The following is a 14,806-nucleotide window of genomic DNA, read 5'->3' on the forward strand; positions in this document are numbered from 1 at the left end:
TTTATGGAAGAAAAACCAGAAGCAAATATCCCCTTACGCAATCATCGTGCTGGATTCGTCAGCATTATAGGAAAGCCAAATGTAGGCAAGTCCACGCTCATGAATGTGCTGGTAGGCGAGCGAATGTCTATCATTACCTCCAAAGCACAGACCACCAGGCACCGTATTATGGGAATACTCAATGGAAAACATGAGGATATTCCTTTTCAGTTGGTGTACTCCGATACACCAGGAGTGATCAAGCCGTCATACAAGTTGCATGATTCGATGATGACTTTTGTAAAAGGGTCATTGGAAGATGCTGATGTAGTTTTATTCGTAGCTGAAGTGGGCGAGAGGGCCGCAGAACATGAGGTACTGCCATTACTTAAACGGGCAGATGCCCCCATTGTTCTGGTTTTAAATAAAATCGATTTATCGAATGATGAGCAGGTAAAACTGAAAATAGCAGAATGGGAGAACGAGATCCAGCCAGCTGCGATTATTCCAATATCTGCATTGCACCAGGCTAATATTGCTACGTTATTCGACGCGGTTATTACGAGATTGCCGTTTCACCCGCCCTATTTTGGTGAAGATGAACTAACCGACAAGCCTGAGCGTTTCTTTGCTTCTGAAATATTACGCGAGAAAATTTTTCTGAATTACCGCCAGGAGATTCCATACAGCTCCGAAGTGGTTATTGCGGAATTCAAAGAAAGAGATGATATGATCGTGATCCGTGCCGAAATTCTGGTGGAACGCAAGAGCCAGAAGGGGATTATTATCGGAGAAAAGGGAGAAATGCTGAAAAAGATAGGTATCCAGGCCAGGCATGATCTGGAAGAGTTTTTTGGTAAAAAGGTATTTCTTGAACAACATGTAAAAGTAGAACCGGACTGGAGAAGCAAAGAAAACAAACTGCGCCAGTTTGGATATGACGAATAAATCAAAACAAAAGAAGGGAAAACGGTTCAGCCAATCGGGCCGTTTGGATCATATTTAATAGTTAAACAAGATAATGGCAAATATAATATCGATAGTTGGTCGCCCTAATGTGGGCAAATCCACCTTATTCAACCGTCTTACCGAAAGCCGCAAGGCGATTATGGATAACCAAAGCGGTGTTACGCGTGACAGGCATTATGGTTACGGAGAATGGACAGACCAATATTTTACAGTAATTGACACAGGGGGATACGTAGTAGGGTCAGAAGATATTTTTGAAGGAGCGATCCGCGAACAGGTAGAGCTGGCCATTGAAGAAAGTACAGTAGTGCTTTTTATGGTCGATACAATGACGGGTCTGACGGATTTGGACAAGGATTTTGCAAACGTGCTCCGTAAGTTTAACAAACCGGTATATCTGGTTGCTAATAAGGCAGAAACCAACGAGAGATATCTGTCGGCAGCAGAATTTTATGAATTGGGACTGGGAGACGAAATCTTTGCTATATCAGCCCAAACGGGTTTTGGTACCGGAGATTTACTGGACCGTGTTATACAGCATTTTGAAACAGCGGGAGTTGAAGATCCCGAAGCGGGTATTCCTCGTATTGCGATTATGGGACGTCCCAATGTTGGAAAATCATCGTTCCTGAACGTGCTTACGGGTACTGACAGAAGCATTGTTACCGACATTGCAGGTACAACCCGCGACGCCATTCATACTCACTACAATGCGTTTGGGATGGAATTTATTTTGACTGATACAGCCGGTTTGCGTCGGAAATCACGTGTTAATGAAGACATTGAGTACTACTCGACGTTGCGGTCGGTGAAAGCGATGGAGGAGTCCGACGTTTGTATCATACTGCTGGATGCTACATTGGGATTGGAAGGACAGGACCTTACCATTATCGGATTGGCCGACAAAGCCAAGAAAGGTATTGTGATCATGGTCAATAAGTGGGATTTGGTAGAAAAGGACTCCAAAACCGCAGATGCATTCAAAAAGAGCCTGCTCGAAAGACTCGCCCCGATGAATTATATGCCTATCATTTTCGCCTCTGTGGTTGAAAAGCAGCGTATCCACCAGGTAATGGAGAAAGCAATGGAAGTTTATCAGAACAAGACGAAGAAAATCTCAACATCCAAGTTGAATGATGTGATGCAGAAAGAGATTGAAAAATATCCTCCTCCTGCGGATCGTGGTAAGTATATCAATATCAAGTACATGATCCAGCTGCCGACACCTTCGCCTACTTTTGTGTTTTTCAGCAGCAATCCCAAACATGTAAAGGATCCTTACCTGCGTTATCTTGAAAATAGAATGCGTGAGAATTTCGATTTTTCGGGTGTTCCGATTACGATCTTCTTTAGAGAAAAATAATCATTGTATTGAAACCAAGATTAAACGCGCCGGAGGAATTTTCCTCCGGCGCGTTTTGCATTTTATCGCTAAACAGCTACTGTTCAGGAGTAAATTCTGACGGTTCGTCTTTTTTTATTAAAGTAGCTGCAACCTTTTGTATTAACTTTACATCTGTTAAGCAATAGTATCCCAGAATAAAGCCGGGAAAATGGTTCCAAAAAGTTTTTTCAAAAAAAATGTTAAAAACAAGGTACTATGTATTGCAAGATACCTATTAAAACATATATATTTGTAGAGTCAATTAGTTACAACGAATTCTAACCGGATCTTTTTCTGAACGACTGAAAAAATACAGCCATGAAAACACTAAAATTACTTATACTATTAGCACTTTTCAGCCTTCAGGCAGGAGCAACAGGTTATTCGCATAACATGTTCGTAGCCCATAAGAAACTTCAGGTAGGGAAAGAATGTCCAAGTGAAAAGATCATTGCCAAAAAAGCAAAGGTCTCGAAGCAGGTAAAATATTCGGGAGAAGCTAAACAAGCGGCGACGATTTTCTTCAACACGCGTTTTACAGAGAAAATGCCTGAAAGAATTACATTGAATGAGAGGATTCTGGAAGAAGGACCTGCATCGTTCTTTGAAAGCGAAGAAGATACAGACAGCGATGATTCGGTAGTGACCAAGCTTGTTAGCGTAGTTCGCTGTGTTGTCTACGCGTTCATCGGCTCACCCAAATTTTAATTCGTAAGCAATACTTCTATCAATATTGAAAAAGCTGCAAGGGCATTCCTTGCAGCTTTTTTACTTTTTTATCCTACTACATTAGTCAATGTGCCGATGGGCTCAATGCTAATGTGTACAGTATCATCCTTTTGCAAAGTAAAATCAGAAGGCGGAATGATCCCGGTTCCTGTCATGAGATAGCAACCTTGCGGGAATGCCATTTCGCGAAACAGGAAATGGAGCAATTCGTCGGGCTTGCGTTTCATTTGAGACAAAGCCACTTCTCCGCTGAAAACCTCTTCCCCGCCACGAACAATTGCCAGGTCGATCACCGTATCATCGCCCAAAGGAAATTGAGGAATATACAGGCAGGGTCCCAAGGCAGCACTACCGGTATATGACTTAGCCTGAGGGAGATATAATGGATTTTCACCTTCAATGCTGCGGGAGCTCATATCATTGCCAATCGTGTAGCCAACCAGCGTTCCTGATGAGGAAGCAAAAAGTGTAAGTTCCGGCTCCGGCACATCCCAGGTAGAATCGCGGCGAATGCGCACAGTACCGTGGTTTCCTACAACCCGCCACGCTGTTGACTTGAAGAATAGCTCTGGCCGTTCTGCCTCGTATACACGGTCGTAAAAACTGCCGCCGCCTGCTTTTTCAGACTCTTCCATCCTCGCGGTACGGCTTCTGAAATAAGTAACGCCAGATGCCCAAACCTCCTGAGAACCAATGGGTGCCAGAACTTCTGGCATCGGTACATCGTCCGTAAAAGTAAGGGCTATCAGACTTTCGGTTTGTAATTCCAGCCATTCATACAGATTATCCCTGTTAACGACAAAATCCCAGTCAGTCTCGTGCAAACGGTAAAATACGTCCTCATTTTCGAGAATTATGCCGTTTTCGGTTTTATAGAGTTTCATTGGATGCGGATATTGGTTTAGTTTCAATAAGACTTTTGCCTATTTTCTTTACTCTAAATATTACGGTCCGTTGGCCGGTTCAGGCTATTACAATTTACGCAGATCATACCGATTTATTGACGCCAGAGACGCTTATCAATAGGTATTCTTTCCTGTGCTAGGAGGGATACTTCGGTAAAAAGCGGATGGCGGGGATGTATAATGATATTCTGGGAAAACGGAACAATGACAGAAGGGATACCGATCGCCAGTACATCGGGCTTCATAAGCCAATCTTTAAGCCAATACTGTGTCCTTTCGTAATTTTTATCCTGCCAAAAGTCCGGCATTTGATCTTTGGAGTAATACCGAATGTCGTCTGGAATGTGGATGGACGATAACCAGTAAACAGGTAAATCCTCGTATCTCACGCCGGGAGCGTGCGCGAGCGTCTCCACCAGCCCAAGTTCAGGGGTAGAAGTTGTGTATAAAACACCGATTCCTTTTGGATTCCACCGGGCACCGAATAAGCGGCTGCCTTCTGTTGAAAGCGCCTCATTCCTGAATTTTTCTTTGATTATTCTATAGACCTGCGGCATATGAAGTACCGATCAGGCAGGAAGACCATAATCCAAACGTCCCAGGACATCATCCACCAGCCCAAAGCCGGTAATTGTATCCATTAGTTGCAGGGGAGATTGGTCGTTCAGTTCATTGATTGGCGTTCTCAGCCAATTACGAACTGTGTTTTCTTTTCCTTCAAAAGTGTCCAGGGCGTGAATAATGACATTCCGTAGTAAAAGCAACCGCTCCGAAGCCTCAGTACCTAATCTTTTCTCAGCCTGAATGCGATGCAGATTTCGGGGGGTCATGCCCAGCACATACGCGATTTCATTATCTGTAAGCCCTACCAGATTTGAAACATCGTCGGCCACTGATCTCAAAACCCCTTCCCGGGACGTTTTGATCACATTGAAATCCGACGCAGGTTTCATGCCATAGGGAACAAAATCTTCCTGAAACAAAAGTAAGCCAGCCATAACACGTCCATTAATAGTGAACTATGTCACAAAGGTAAGTGACTTTTTTCGAATTTCAATTATATCTTCTCTTTCAGGAAATTGGCAGTATAATTATTCTCTAATTTGGTCATTTCTTCGGGTGTACCTGTAAATGTGAGATATCCTCCGCCATCACCTCCCTCGGGTCCAAGGTCGATGATCCAGTCAGCACTTTTGATGATTTCCATGTTATGCTCAATGATGATCACGCTGTCGCCTTGCTCTACCAATGCATTAATCGCTTTCAACAATTTTTTGATGTCATGAAAATGAAGGCCGGTAGTCGGTTCATCAAAAATAAAGAGCATCTTGCCTTTATTGGAAGAGCCTTTACCGAGGAATGACGCCAGTTTAACGCGCTGAGCCTCTCCTCCCGACAATGTGTTGGAAGATTGTCCAAGTCCCACATAACCAAGCCCTACCTCCTGCAACGGCATCAGTTTATCGGCCAGCTTTGGTTCCGAAGGCCTGAAAAACGCAATGGCTTCGTCCACAGTCATATCGAGGATTTCCGCGACATCTTTCTCCTGGTAGCGTACCTCCTGAATTTCCTGTTTAAAGCGTTTTCCGTTGCAGCCTTCGCAAGTCAGGTAAATGTCCGCCATGAACTGCATCTCAATCTTCACCTGGCCTTCACCCTGGCATACTTCACATCTTCCACCATCCACATTGAAGGAAAAATGGGAAGGTTTATATCCTCTGGCTTTTGACAATGGCAGATCGGCCATCATTTGTCTGATATAATCGTAAGCCTTGATGTAGGTAACAGGATTGGAGCGGGATGATTTTCCGATCGGGTTCTGGTCGATCATTTCAACAGTCTCAATGCGGTCTATACTCCCCGCCAGCTCGTCAAAACGTCCTACTTCCTCGCTGAATTCGCCTTTCAAACGCATTAATGCAGGGTATAATATCTTTCGGATCAATGTGGATTTCCCCGATCCGCTGACACCAGTTACCACCGTGAGCGTATTTAAAGGGATTTTTACATCGAGTTCTTTCAAATTATTCTCTCTTGCGCCTTTGATTTCCAGGTGATGCAATGATTTTCTCCGGACAGAAGGAACAGGAATAGAATCATTTTCCAGAAGAAAATCCAGCGTATGTGATTTCACCGCGCTTTCCTGAAGATCGGTGTCGCGTAAGCTTTCAATGTCCTCCCAATTACCCTGAAAAACCACATGCCCGCCACCTGTACCCGCTTCGGGGCCAATGTCGATGATCTGGTCAGCGGCGTGCATGACTTCTTCTTCGTGTTCCACCACAATGACGGTGTTACCCAGGTCACGCAGCGATTCGAGAACACCTACCAGCCTTTGCGTATCTCTCGGGTGAAGCCCTATACTGGGTTCATCCAGAATGTACATAGAGCCCACAAGCGCACTTCCCAGCGAGGTAGCGAGCTTGATGCGCTGAAACTCTCCACCTGATAATGTACTGGTTAACCGATTCAGTGTCAGGTATCCAAGGCCGACCCGGTTCATATAATCCAGCCGTGTTTCAATTTCAGTCAATACCCGTTTCGCTATCTGCCGATCATGTTCTCCGATTTCCACATTTTTGAAAAAAACAGAAACATCTTTGATTGGCATTAAAACCAGATCAGTAATGGAAACGCCGCCTACTTTGACGAATGAAGCATCTTTCCGTAGTCTTGATCCACGACAATCCGGGCAGGTGGTGCGACCGCGAAACCGCGAAAGCATCACGCGGTACTGGATCTTGTGTGTCTGAGATTCCAGTTCCGACACAAAATCATTAATACCCTGAAAATATTGATTACCGGTCCAGAGAAGTTCTTTTTGTTCCGGTGTAAGGTCCTTGTAAGGTCTGTGGATAGGGTAGTCGAACTTGATACCGTTGCGTACCAGGGGCACAAGCCACTCATTCATTTTCTCGGTCCGCCAGGGAGCGATGGCACCTTCATAAACAGAAAGGCTCTTATCGGGTATCACCAGGTCAGGATCAATTCCAAGCACCTTGCCAAAGCCTTCACACCTTTTACACGCTCCATAGGGATTGTTAAAGCTGAAAAGATTGACAGTAGGCTCTTCGAAGGTCATTCCGTCCAATTCAAATTTATCAGAGAAAACCCTTTTTTCTCCATTCACAACTTGAACGATACAAACGCCTTCGCCTTCAAAAAACGCAGTTTGAACTGAATCCGAAAGCCGGTATTGCGTATCCTCGTCGTCATGCTTGATTCCTGCACGGTCTATCAGAATAAATATCTGGTTGCCAGCCTGGGTATAGTGATCAGGTTTTTCCAGAACATCTTCAATGGATACCACCTCATCATTCAACACAATTCGGGTATATCCTTTGGAAAGCAGGATCGTCAGTTCTTCCGTCTGCGAACGTCCTTCCCGGATCAGTAATGGCGCCAATATCATCACGCGTGCCCCTTCTTCATGGGCCAGCATAAAATTTACGACATCAGTAACCGAATCCTTCCGGACCAGGTCACCAGAAACAGGAGAATATGTATGTCCTATCCGCGCAAAAAGCAGTTTGAGATAATCGTAAATCTCCGTGGAGGTACCAACCGTTGACCGGGGGTTGCGGGTATTGACTTTCTGTTCAATGGCAATGGCGGGAGAAATGCCTTTGATATACTCCACCTCTGGTTTTTCCATTCGGCCCAGAAACTGGCGTGCATAGCTGCTGAGGCTTTCCACATACATTCGCTGGCCTTCTGCGAACAATGTATCAAATGCCAGGGAAGATTTTCCCGAGCCCGATAACCCTGTAATGACCACCAGTTTGTTACGTGGGATCGCTACATCAATATTTTTAAGATTATTAACTCGGGCACCTTTGATCAGAATATATTGTCTCGGATCCAGATCGTCGAATTGGGCAGCCTCAATCCGGGGCACAGATAATTGCATCATAGAAGAAAATCAAATGGATATCCGGTACAAGTTTGGGTATGTACCGATCTCAATACTAACCAAAAGTTCAGTCATTTAGTTTGGCTTTTCAAAAGGGAATATGATCAGCCATTTGTCAAAGAATGATCGAGGAAGCTTTTAAAAAAGTCATTCCTTTTTCCTTTGCATTTTCAAAAATCGGATCAGCAAGATGTCCCCAGTTGGTAACGTCAGAAATACAGTCGGCTAGGACTGATACTTTGGGGACCAATGCAGGCGCATATTTCAGGATTTGATTGATACTGGTAGCAACACAATGCGAGCGGGCCTCCCCGGCAATCAGTACGCGGTCAAATGCTTCCAGTTCTGCCAAAAACGATTGATTCAGCTCTGTTTCCGGCGCATTGGCAACGGGTACCTGTGCCTTGAAAACACCAAAATGTTCCGTAAGCGGGTTCATTCCTTTCACAACAGCCTCGTAATCCCTGCCAGTGCGATGCGTCCAGGCAAGGAGCGCGTGAAGGATTGTGTCATCCAATGCCGCGCCCTTGGAACCTATCAGACAATGTTCAGGCCAGATGAAATGCTTAAATTCACCTTCCGCTTCCAGCGTTTCAAGGTAGTGTAGCACATACTCCGGATGATATCTCGGCGTCCATTTGCCATCCTTCACAGCAGCAGTGGTGATCAGCGTAAATGGCGCAACGGTATTGCCGTTTCTATCTTCCCAAAATAATGGATGAGCAATGTCAAGGACGCGATGTGTGTCCAGGGTCACGAAAATGCTACTTATTTTGTCTCCTTCGAGCGCAATAAGCCTGGCGATTCGCTCCACATCCTGCTCGGCGCCTGGTACAAAGAGCGCACCCGAGGGATCACAGAAATCAAACTGAGCGTCAATGATCAGCAATGCAGTATTTTTCATATCAGCTATTAAACAGGGATCTTACGAATTTTACTCTTCCAGTTCCTGAGGAAGTTCCAGCTGGCGTGCATACATCCGGGAGGCCAGGCTGTATACCATTTTCAGCATGCGATTGGCGTCTTTGATATAATCCACGCGGTAATCTTCATCCAGCTTGTTGATACCGTTAATGATCGTCAGCGCCTTTTTGGCAATATACAATGCACAGGTATCGGCCCGGGAAGAGTACGTTCGGAGAATCTCGGGATACTGCTCCATAAATGTGTTCATCAGGAACAGGTTCAGTTCCAGGCCACCGATTTTATCTTTGGTCACCTTAACATGATAGGCAATGTCACCGCTGAGGTTTCGGAGATCCATCAGTATCCAGCCCGGTGTGTTCTGGTTAAACTTCGAGGTACGAACAATCCTGCTCATGATCTCATCCCGTCGCTCCGGAATGGTTGCACTATCTTCAATTAATTCGAAATGAAGTCTGTCTGTCAGCGTTTTATCTTTGGTAATAAGCCTGAGTAACAGTTTATCCTTTTCTTTGGCAGGCATCTGGATAATCGCCTTTTTGAGCTGATCTGGTAAGGCCATTAATATGCATTTAGTAACTTTAATTTAGAATCCCGGATTAGGGATGTAACTTTATGAGTCGTAAATGCATAAAGTTTTTTGACAAAAATATCAGATATGGGTAAATATCTCTCAATCAGTTTAAGCATTGCCATTTTTTTAATTTTCGGATTTACACTTCTGCATAATGCGCTCAATGCCCCTTCGTTTGACGATTACGACACGACACTAAACTTCATCAGGCGTTTTTATTACGAAAATTTTGGATTTGGCATCAGGCGCGACATCTTGCTAAGCAGGCACAATGAACATCGCATATTGTTTTCCAAATCAACAGCTGCACTCTACTATTATTTATTCCATGAGATCAATTTTACGAATCTTGTCGTTTTTCAAAACGTCTTCCTTGTCGGTTTCTTCGCATTGATCATGGCCACCATGAAAGAGAAAGGGCTGCTTTCTGCTGAAACGCTACTATGGGCAGCGGTTTTTCTTAGTAGTCTGGCTTTCTGGCAGGTTACCTTTTATTATTGGGGAGGAATTCAACATTATACGGTGTTTTTCTTCTCCTTTCTCAGCCTGTTTTTGCTCAATAAGGCTAGCCGGCTCAATGAAGCAACATTTTTAATAGCATTACTCGCAGTAATTATTGCAGTTTTATCTTTTGGAAACGGGTTTATCACGCTTTTTCTTGGTGCCTTCCTGCTATTTGCGCAAAAGAAATGGTCTTTGTTAATCGTATGGGGATCAATCGCTTTGGGGCTTTTGCTGATCACTTTTTTACCGTTGCCCCCATCCGTTCATACAGCGTCAGGGGTCGCTTTTAATGCCCAATGGATGGCACGTTTATTGCTAACGTTCCTCGGAAGTTTTTTTTATGTCAATCCGTCGTCAGGTCAGCATATTAACATCATTTTATGCATGTGTATCGGCCTGTTTGTTTTACTGTGCTGGATATGGTTATTTTTGAAAGGCTACGCTTTCCGGAATCCTTTGCTGTATTGCATGCTTTCAATGCCCATACTGACGGGAATAATTATATCCATTTCAAGGTTTGAGTCAAAGGCTGCGGGAGGTATCGCGCCGCGCTACATGTTTTTTTCAGCCACGATTCCAGTATTGCTTGTGTTGATCTTTATGGAAATTAAAATCCTGAAAAAAGAACATTTGAAATACATGGGTTTTCTGGGAGTGCTGCTTTGGGGAATAGTGTTTTTTAACAACTATAAAGCGCTGGTGAAGTCCAATGAGCAAATTGTGACGACATTAAACAATTGGGAGAAAGACCATACAACCCCATTGATCTACTACCAGGAGGCCGAGGAATTTTCGGAGATCCTAAACTGGGCCGTTACTGCGCATGTGATCAGTATTCCGGACGCTGGCAAAAATTTTACGGAAGAATCTGAACGAAAGTGATATTACGGTTTGGGTATAGGAGGCATTACCGTTAATTTGCGACATTTTTAATTTAACTCTATATACACATTTATGGTTTCAGTAGCTATGTGCACTTACAACGGAGCAAAGTATTTGCTCGCACAGTTGAAGAGCATTGCTGATCAGACAGTTTCAGTTGATGAGTTGGTGGTGTGTGATGACAGGTCGAAGGATAATTCCATTGAAATCATAAAGTCTTTTGCACTTACAAGCAAATTTCCTGTTCATATCCATGTGAACGAAAAGAACCTGGGTTCAACCAAAAATTTTGAAAAATGCCTGTCTTTATGCAAGGGAGACATCATTATTCTTTGCGACCAGGACGATGAATGGAGGAGAGATAAGGTACAGAGGCAGGTTGCCTATCTCAATGCCAACCCGGGAATTGACGCTGTTTTCAGTAATGCAGTCATGATCGACGATGATTCAAACCCTACCGGGCGCACGATCTGGGAGGAAATTGAATTTGACGAAAGAGGACAAAGCATCTGGAAAAACGGCAAACCACATGAGATCCTTTTTAATGGTTTCGTTGTAACAGGTGCTACATTGGCGATTAGGAAATCGTGCCTGGAAAGGCTCATGCCTTTCCCTACCCACGTTCCAGACCTGATCCACGACGCCTGGATAGCAGTTGTTTTAAGTCTTCAGAACAAAATTGATTTTATAGTTGATCCGCTGATTTCGTATCGGATACATTCCAGCCAGCAAGTTGGCTTTGGAAGCAAAATTGAAAAAGTGCATCTGAAAGACCGGTTTCTACGTGACCGCCAGCAGAAATTGATCCCTCTGGAAGAAAAAGCCAACAAATTACATGAACTTTATCTGCTGCTGAGAGCGATACCTTTTGTACCGCGCGAAAAACTGATCAAGCTGTATTTGTCTCAAAAGCACTTTTACCGGAGAGCATCACTTCCCGAAAACCGTTACAAAAGGTTAACGCCCATTGTAAGCCAACTGGTGAGAGGTTACTACAAATTCAGCAGCAAAGACTGGTGGTTACCGGCGATCGGAGATTTATTAGAATAATTAATCAGCTTAAGTGTGAAAGTTACAGCAAGGGAGCCTGCGGTAGCCGTTGTAATTCCCGTATACCAGTCCAGTTTGACAGCAGGCGAACAGCTCTCGCTGAAACAGTGCATGACCGTGCTATCGGGTTACCCGGTAAAAATTGTAAAACCGCGCAGCCTGGATCTGTCAGAAATAAAAGCGGCATATCCCACCATTGAATTGATCTCATTCGATGATCATCAGTTCGCAGGTATCGATGCCTACAACCAGTTACTGATCTCCATTGATTTTTATAAGGTATTCCTCGCTTACGAATACATTCTCATTTATCAGCTCGACGCATTTGTGTTTCGCGATGAGCTACGCGAATGGTGCCGCAAAGGTTATGACTACATGGGCGCGCCATCCCTGCATCAGCCGGAATTTGACATATTAAGTGCCGACTCGAAGGATATTTATGCCAAAGCATTGTCCAGCAGACGCATTGTTTTGAATGGCGGCCTGTCACTTCGCCGCATTCCCGCACTCATCCGTTATCTGAAAATCTACAATTTTTTCTACACGTCCTGGAAGGGGAATGAGGACATGCTTTTTTCTCAGGAAGCAACGCGCCTTTATCCCATGAAATTATTTTTGAAACTTCCTACCTGGCACGAAGCACTCCGTTTCTCCTTCGAAAAAAGCCCGGCCGCTACCTACGAACTGACGGGACATCAACTACCCTTTGCCTGCCACGCCTGGGAGCGCTACGATCCGGGTTTTTGGGCTAAATTTATTCCTGTAAATCAGTGAGATACATAGTTTAACAATTTTTAACAAACTATCAGGATTGTTCGCGCGTTCTTGCAATTGTTTATCTAAAATTAACATTTGAAAGTCATGAATTTTAAGTTGCTAACGGCATTATTATGTGCCTTTGTATTGGCATTGGATGCCAGCTTCGGACAAATTACTGATAATCCCAAAGTATTGGAGCAGTCTCAGCCTGATGTTAAAATCAAAAAAGTAGAGCTGACGGACAAATACACCATCATTTACCTGCAATTTGAGGAAAAAGCCTCAAACCAGACCGTGCCAAAAGGGTTTCCATTTCTTCAGAGACCCGATCAGAAACTACAACAGCAGCAAAGCGCGGGCGAGATTTGGCTTGATCCGGAGACAAGGTTATACAAGCCGGGTGAAATTGATAAAAAATTCAAACTGATCAGAACGGAAAATATCCCCACGGAAACAAGGAAGCAGATTAATGAAGGAGAAAAAGTAGATTTCGTAGCCTACTTCGAGAGGCTTACGCCAGGCATTGAAGAGTTTGACTTTTATGAAGGACGTAGTTCAAAAGGGTACCATTCCTGGAACTTCTATGGCGTTCGTATCAAGAATCCTTTGAAAAAACAAGCTAATGATACAGCAAAATCAACGGCAAAAGCGCAAGTACCAGTTAAAAAGCCAGTTGAAAAACCCGCTCCGAAACAACCGGAACAGCCCTTGGCGGATAGTACTGATGCAAAAGTCGCCGGTATTGCAGTTATGAAGGGGACGATTTATAACTCTAAAACGAAGAAGCCAATATCGGGACAAATCTCTTATGTAGAAAAAGGGGATTCGCTACAGATCAAATCCTCGTCCGGTAAGTACCGCATCGGCATTGACCCAGCCGAGAAGTATGATTTCCGCATTGTCGCCAAAGGATTTTACGGGACCACATTTCCTTTGGTACCCGCGGATTCGGCAGGTCAAAGCGCATTCGATCAGGATTTTTATTTGACACCATTGACGGTTGGAGAAACGATCGTACTGCCCAATATTTATTTTGCGACGTCACAATACACACTTCTGGCCGAATCCTACGCCGAATTGGACAGGCTGGTAGATATGATGCGCGAAAATCCGGATATACAAATCCGGGTTGAAGGACATACAGACAATGTGGGAGATTTTGACAAAAACCTGGAATTGTCGAGAAAAAGAGCAGAATCCGTGCAAACATATCTCGTCGAAAAAGGAATAGACACCAGCAGGATTGAAGCAAAGGGATATGGAGGCACACGGCCAATAGGGAAGGGTAATTCTGCGGAGGCGCACCAGAAAAACCGCAGGGTCGAATTCGTGATTACGCAAGCTTGACCTTTGTCATCCTGAGCGAACCCCTTTGTCTCACTGAGCGCAGTCGAAGTGTTTTTGCAGTGTGCATGTGCACTTCGACTCCGCTCAGTGTGGTAAAGGTAAGGCGCTTATTGTCAATAATTTACCTAGCTTTAATAATATTCGTAAACTCTCTCGATTTTAATGAAGCACCTCCTACAAGGCCTCCGTCGATATCAGGTGCAGAGAATAATTCAGGTGCGCTGGCAGCTGTAACACTACCTCCGTAAAGGATTGAAATTTCGTCGGCAATTGCGGCACCATATTTCGAGGCAATGTGCTGACGCAATGCAGCGTGCATATCCTGAGCCTGCTCAGCAGAGGCCGTAAGACCAGTTCCGATAGCCCAGATGGGTTCGTAAGCTATCACAACAGAAAGCAATTGCTCTTCTGTCAAATGGAAAAGACTCTCGGTGATCTGGTTCTTCACAAATCCAATGTAGTCCTCATTTTGTCTTTGTTCCAGAGACTCTCCACAGCAAAAAATCGGTGATACACCATTTGCAAGCGCAGTATTTACTTTTTCGGCAAGAAGCGCATTGGTTTCATTGAAATACTGACGGCGTTCGCTATGTCCGATCAACACATATTCTACACCAATAGACTGCAGCATTTGTGCGGAGATCTCACCAGTGAAGGCACCGGAAACCTTATCAGAGCAATTTTGAGCAGCCAACGAAAAATTAGGAGCGTCCTCTATATATTTTTTAATAGTGGTAAGGTAGATCGCGGGAGGGCAAAGGATGATTTTGGCATCGTTCGAAACTTCATCTTTAGCCATATTCACCAGCTCTGAGGTAAGCGCAACTGCCTCATCCAGAACCTTGTTCATCTTCCAGTTACCGGCAACAATTTTTTTACGCATGAGA

Annotated in this window: 14 protein-coding genes; 7 read left to right on the forward strand and 7 right to left on the reverse strand. The window is 44.3% G+C overall.

Going from position 1 to position 14,806, the window contains the following annotated elements:
- The first annotated feature begins 3 nt into the window (after positions 1-3).
- The 3 genes from era (at position 4) to ON006_RS25445 (ending at position 3,040) form a co-directional block, all read left to right on the forward strand.
- A complete protein-coding gene (era, locus tag ON006_RS25435; protein WP_244824238.1) occupies positions 4-927 on the forward strand; it encodes a GTPase Era in 924 nt (307 codons plus the stop codon).
- A 73-nt stretch (positions 928-1,000) separates the two neighbouring features.
- Positions 1,001-2,311: a ribosome biogenesis GTPase Der gene (gene der, locus ON006_RS25440; protein ID WP_244824051.1), complete on the forward strand. Its 1,311-nt coding sequence runs from the start codon at positions 1,001-1,003 to the stop codon at positions 2,309-2,311.
- Positions 2,312-2,650: 339 nt separating this feature from the next.
- On the forward strand, positions 2,651-3,040 hold the full coding sequence (locus ON006_RS25445) for a hypothetical protein (RefSeq protein ID WP_244824052.1): 390 nt from the start codon (positions 2,651-2,653) through the stop codon (positions 3,038-3,040).
- A gap of 68 nt (positions 3,041-3,108) precedes the next feature.
- Here ON006_RS25445 and ON006_RS25450 read toward each other — a convergent pair whose 3' ends face one another.
- From ON006_RS25450 to ON006_RS25475, 6 genes are all read right to left on the reverse strand, one after another.
- Positions 3,109-3,945 carry a fumarylacetoacetate hydrolase family protein gene (locus ON006_RS25450; protein ID WP_244824053.1) on the reverse strand — a complete coding sequence of 279 codons (837 nt, stop codon included), beginning with the start codon at positions 3,943-3,945 and terminating at the stop codon, positions 3,109-3,111.
- Between the two features lie 113 nt (positions 3,946-4,058).
- On the reverse strand, positions 4,059-4,523 hold the full coding sequence (locus tag ON006_RS25455; protein WP_244824054.1) for an RES family NAD+ phosphorylase: 465 nt from the start codon (positions 4,521-4,523) through the stop codon (positions 4,059-4,061).
- Between the two features lie 12 nt (positions 4,524-4,535).
- Entirely contained in the window at positions 4,536-4,964 is a 429-nt protein-coding gene (locus tag ON006_RS25460) for an Xre family toxin-antitoxin system antitoxin (RefSeq protein ID WP_244824055.1), read from the reverse strand.
- A 59-nt stretch (positions 4,965-5,023) separates the two neighbouring features.
- Positions 5,024-7,879: an excinuclease ABC subunit UvrA gene (gene uvrA, locus ON006_RS25465; protein WP_244824056.1), complete on the reverse strand. Its 2,856-nt coding sequence runs from the start codon at positions 7,877-7,879 to the stop codon at positions 5,024-5,026.
- 115 nt (positions 7,880-7,994) lie between these two features.
- Entirely contained in the window at positions 7,995-8,783 is a 789-nt protein-coding gene (locus ON006_RS25470; protein ID WP_244824057.1) for a cysteine hydrolase family protein, read from the reverse strand.
- Between the two features lie 30 nt (positions 8,784-8,813).
- Complete coding sequence (locus ON006_RS25475; RefSeq protein WP_244824058.1) at positions 8,814-9,365, reverse strand: hypothetical protein; 552 nt, start codon at positions 9,363-9,365, stop codon at positions 8,814-8,816.
- Positions 9,366-9,461: 96 nt separating this feature from the next.
- Here ON006_RS25475 and ON006_RS25480 point away from each other — a divergent pair, with 96 nt between their 5' ends.
- The 4 genes from ON006_RS25480 to ON006_RS25495 all read left to right on the forward strand — a co-directional run bounded on the left by ON006_RS25480 (position 9,462) and on the right by ON006_RS25495 (position 13,919).
- On the forward strand, positions 9,462-10,763 hold the full coding sequence (locus ON006_RS25480) for a hypothetical protein (RefSeq protein ID WP_244824059.1): 1,302 nt from the start codon (positions 9,462-9,464) through the stop codon (positions 10,761-10,763).
- A gap of 72 nt (positions 10,764-10,835) precedes the next feature.
- A complete protein-coding gene (locus ON006_RS25485; RefSeq protein WP_244824060.1) occupies positions 10,836-11,813 on the forward strand; it encodes a glycosyltransferase family 2 protein in 978 nt (325 codons plus the stop codon).
- Between the two features lie 15 nt (positions 11,814-11,828).
- Positions 11,829-12,587, forward strand: a complete 759-nt coding sequence (locus tag ON006_RS25490) for a DUF5672 family protein (protein WP_244824061.1) — start codon at positions 11,829-11,831, stop codon at positions 12,585-12,587.
- An 87-nt stretch (positions 12,588-12,674) separates the two neighbouring features.
- A complete protein-coding gene (locus tag ON006_RS25495; RefSeq protein WP_244824062.1) occupies positions 12,675-13,919 on the forward strand; it encodes an OmpA family protein in 1,245 nt (414 codons plus the stop codon).
- A gap of 121 nt (positions 13,920-14,040) precedes the next feature.
- On the opposite strand, the gene tpiA is transcribed toward ON006_RS25495, so the two are convergent.
- Positions 14,041-14,802, reverse strand: a complete 762-nt coding sequence (tpiA, locus tag ON006_RS25500) for a triose-phosphate isomerase (RefSeq protein WP_244824063.1) — start codon at positions 14,800-14,802, stop codon at positions 14,041-14,043.
- Positions 14,803-14,806 lie beyond the last annotated feature (4 nt).

Source organism: Dyadobacter pollutisoli, assembly GCF_026625565.1.
GTDB classification, from domain to species: domain Bacteria; phylum Bacteroidota; class Bacteroidia; order Cytophagales; family Spirosomataceae; genus Dyadobacter; species Dyadobacter pollutisoli.

What these genes read in the sequence shown, in the direction of transcription:
- tpiA (WP_244824063.1), bottom strand. Translation starts at nt 14,802, where the DNA reads ATGCGTAAAAAAATTGTTGCCGGTAACTGGAAGATGAACAAGGTTCTG.
- ON006_RS25460 (WP_244824055.1), bottom strand. Translation starts at nt 4,964, where the DNA reads ATGGCTGGCTTACTTTTGTTTCAGGAAGATTTTGTTCCCTATGGCATG.
- ON006_RS25480 (WP_244824059.1), top strand. Translation starts at nt 9,462, where the DNA reads ATGGGTAAATATCTCTCAATCAGTTTAAGCATTGCCATTTTTTTAATT.
- der (WP_244824051.1), top strand. Translation starts at nt 1,001, where the DNA reads ATGGCAAATATAATATCGATAGTTGGTCGCCCTAATGTGGGCAAATCC.
- ON006_RS25495 (WP_244824062.1), top strand. Translation starts at nt 12,675, where the DNA reads ATGAATTTTAAGTTGCTAACGGCATTATTATGTGCCTTTGTATTGGCA.
- ON006_RS25475 (WP_244824058.1), bottom strand. Translation starts at nt 9,365, where the DNA reads ATGGCCTTACCAGATCAGCTCAAAAAGGCGATTATCCAGATGCCTGCC.
- ON006_RS25455 (WP_244824054.1), bottom strand. Translation starts at nt 4,523, where the DNA reads ATGCCGCAGGTCTATAGAATAATCAAAGAAAAATTCAGGAATGAGGCG.
- era (WP_244824238.1), top strand. Translation starts at nt 4, where the DNA reads ATGGAAGAAAAACCAGAAGCAAATATCCCCTTACGCAATCATCGTGCT.
- uvrA (WP_244824056.1), bottom strand. Translation starts at nt 7,879, where the DNA reads ATGATGCAATTATCTGTGCCCCGGATTGAGGCTGCCCAATTCGACGAT.
- ON006_RS25485 (WP_244824060.1), top strand. Translation starts at nt 10,836, where the DNA reads ATGGTTTCAGTAGCTATGTGCACTTACAACGGAGCAAAGTATTTGCTC.
- ON006_RS25445 (WP_244824052.1), top strand. Translation starts at nt 2,651, where the DNA reads ATGAAAACACTAAAATTACTTATACTATTAGCACTTTTCAGCCTTCAG.
- ON006_RS25470 (WP_244824057.1), bottom strand. Translation starts at nt 8,783, where the DNA reads ATGAAAAATACTGCATTGCTGATCATTGACGCTCAGTTTGATTTCTGT.
- ON006_RS25450 (WP_244824053.1), bottom strand. Translation starts at nt 3,945, where the DNA reads ATGAAACTCTATAAAACCGAAAACGGCATAATTCTCGAAAATGAGGAC.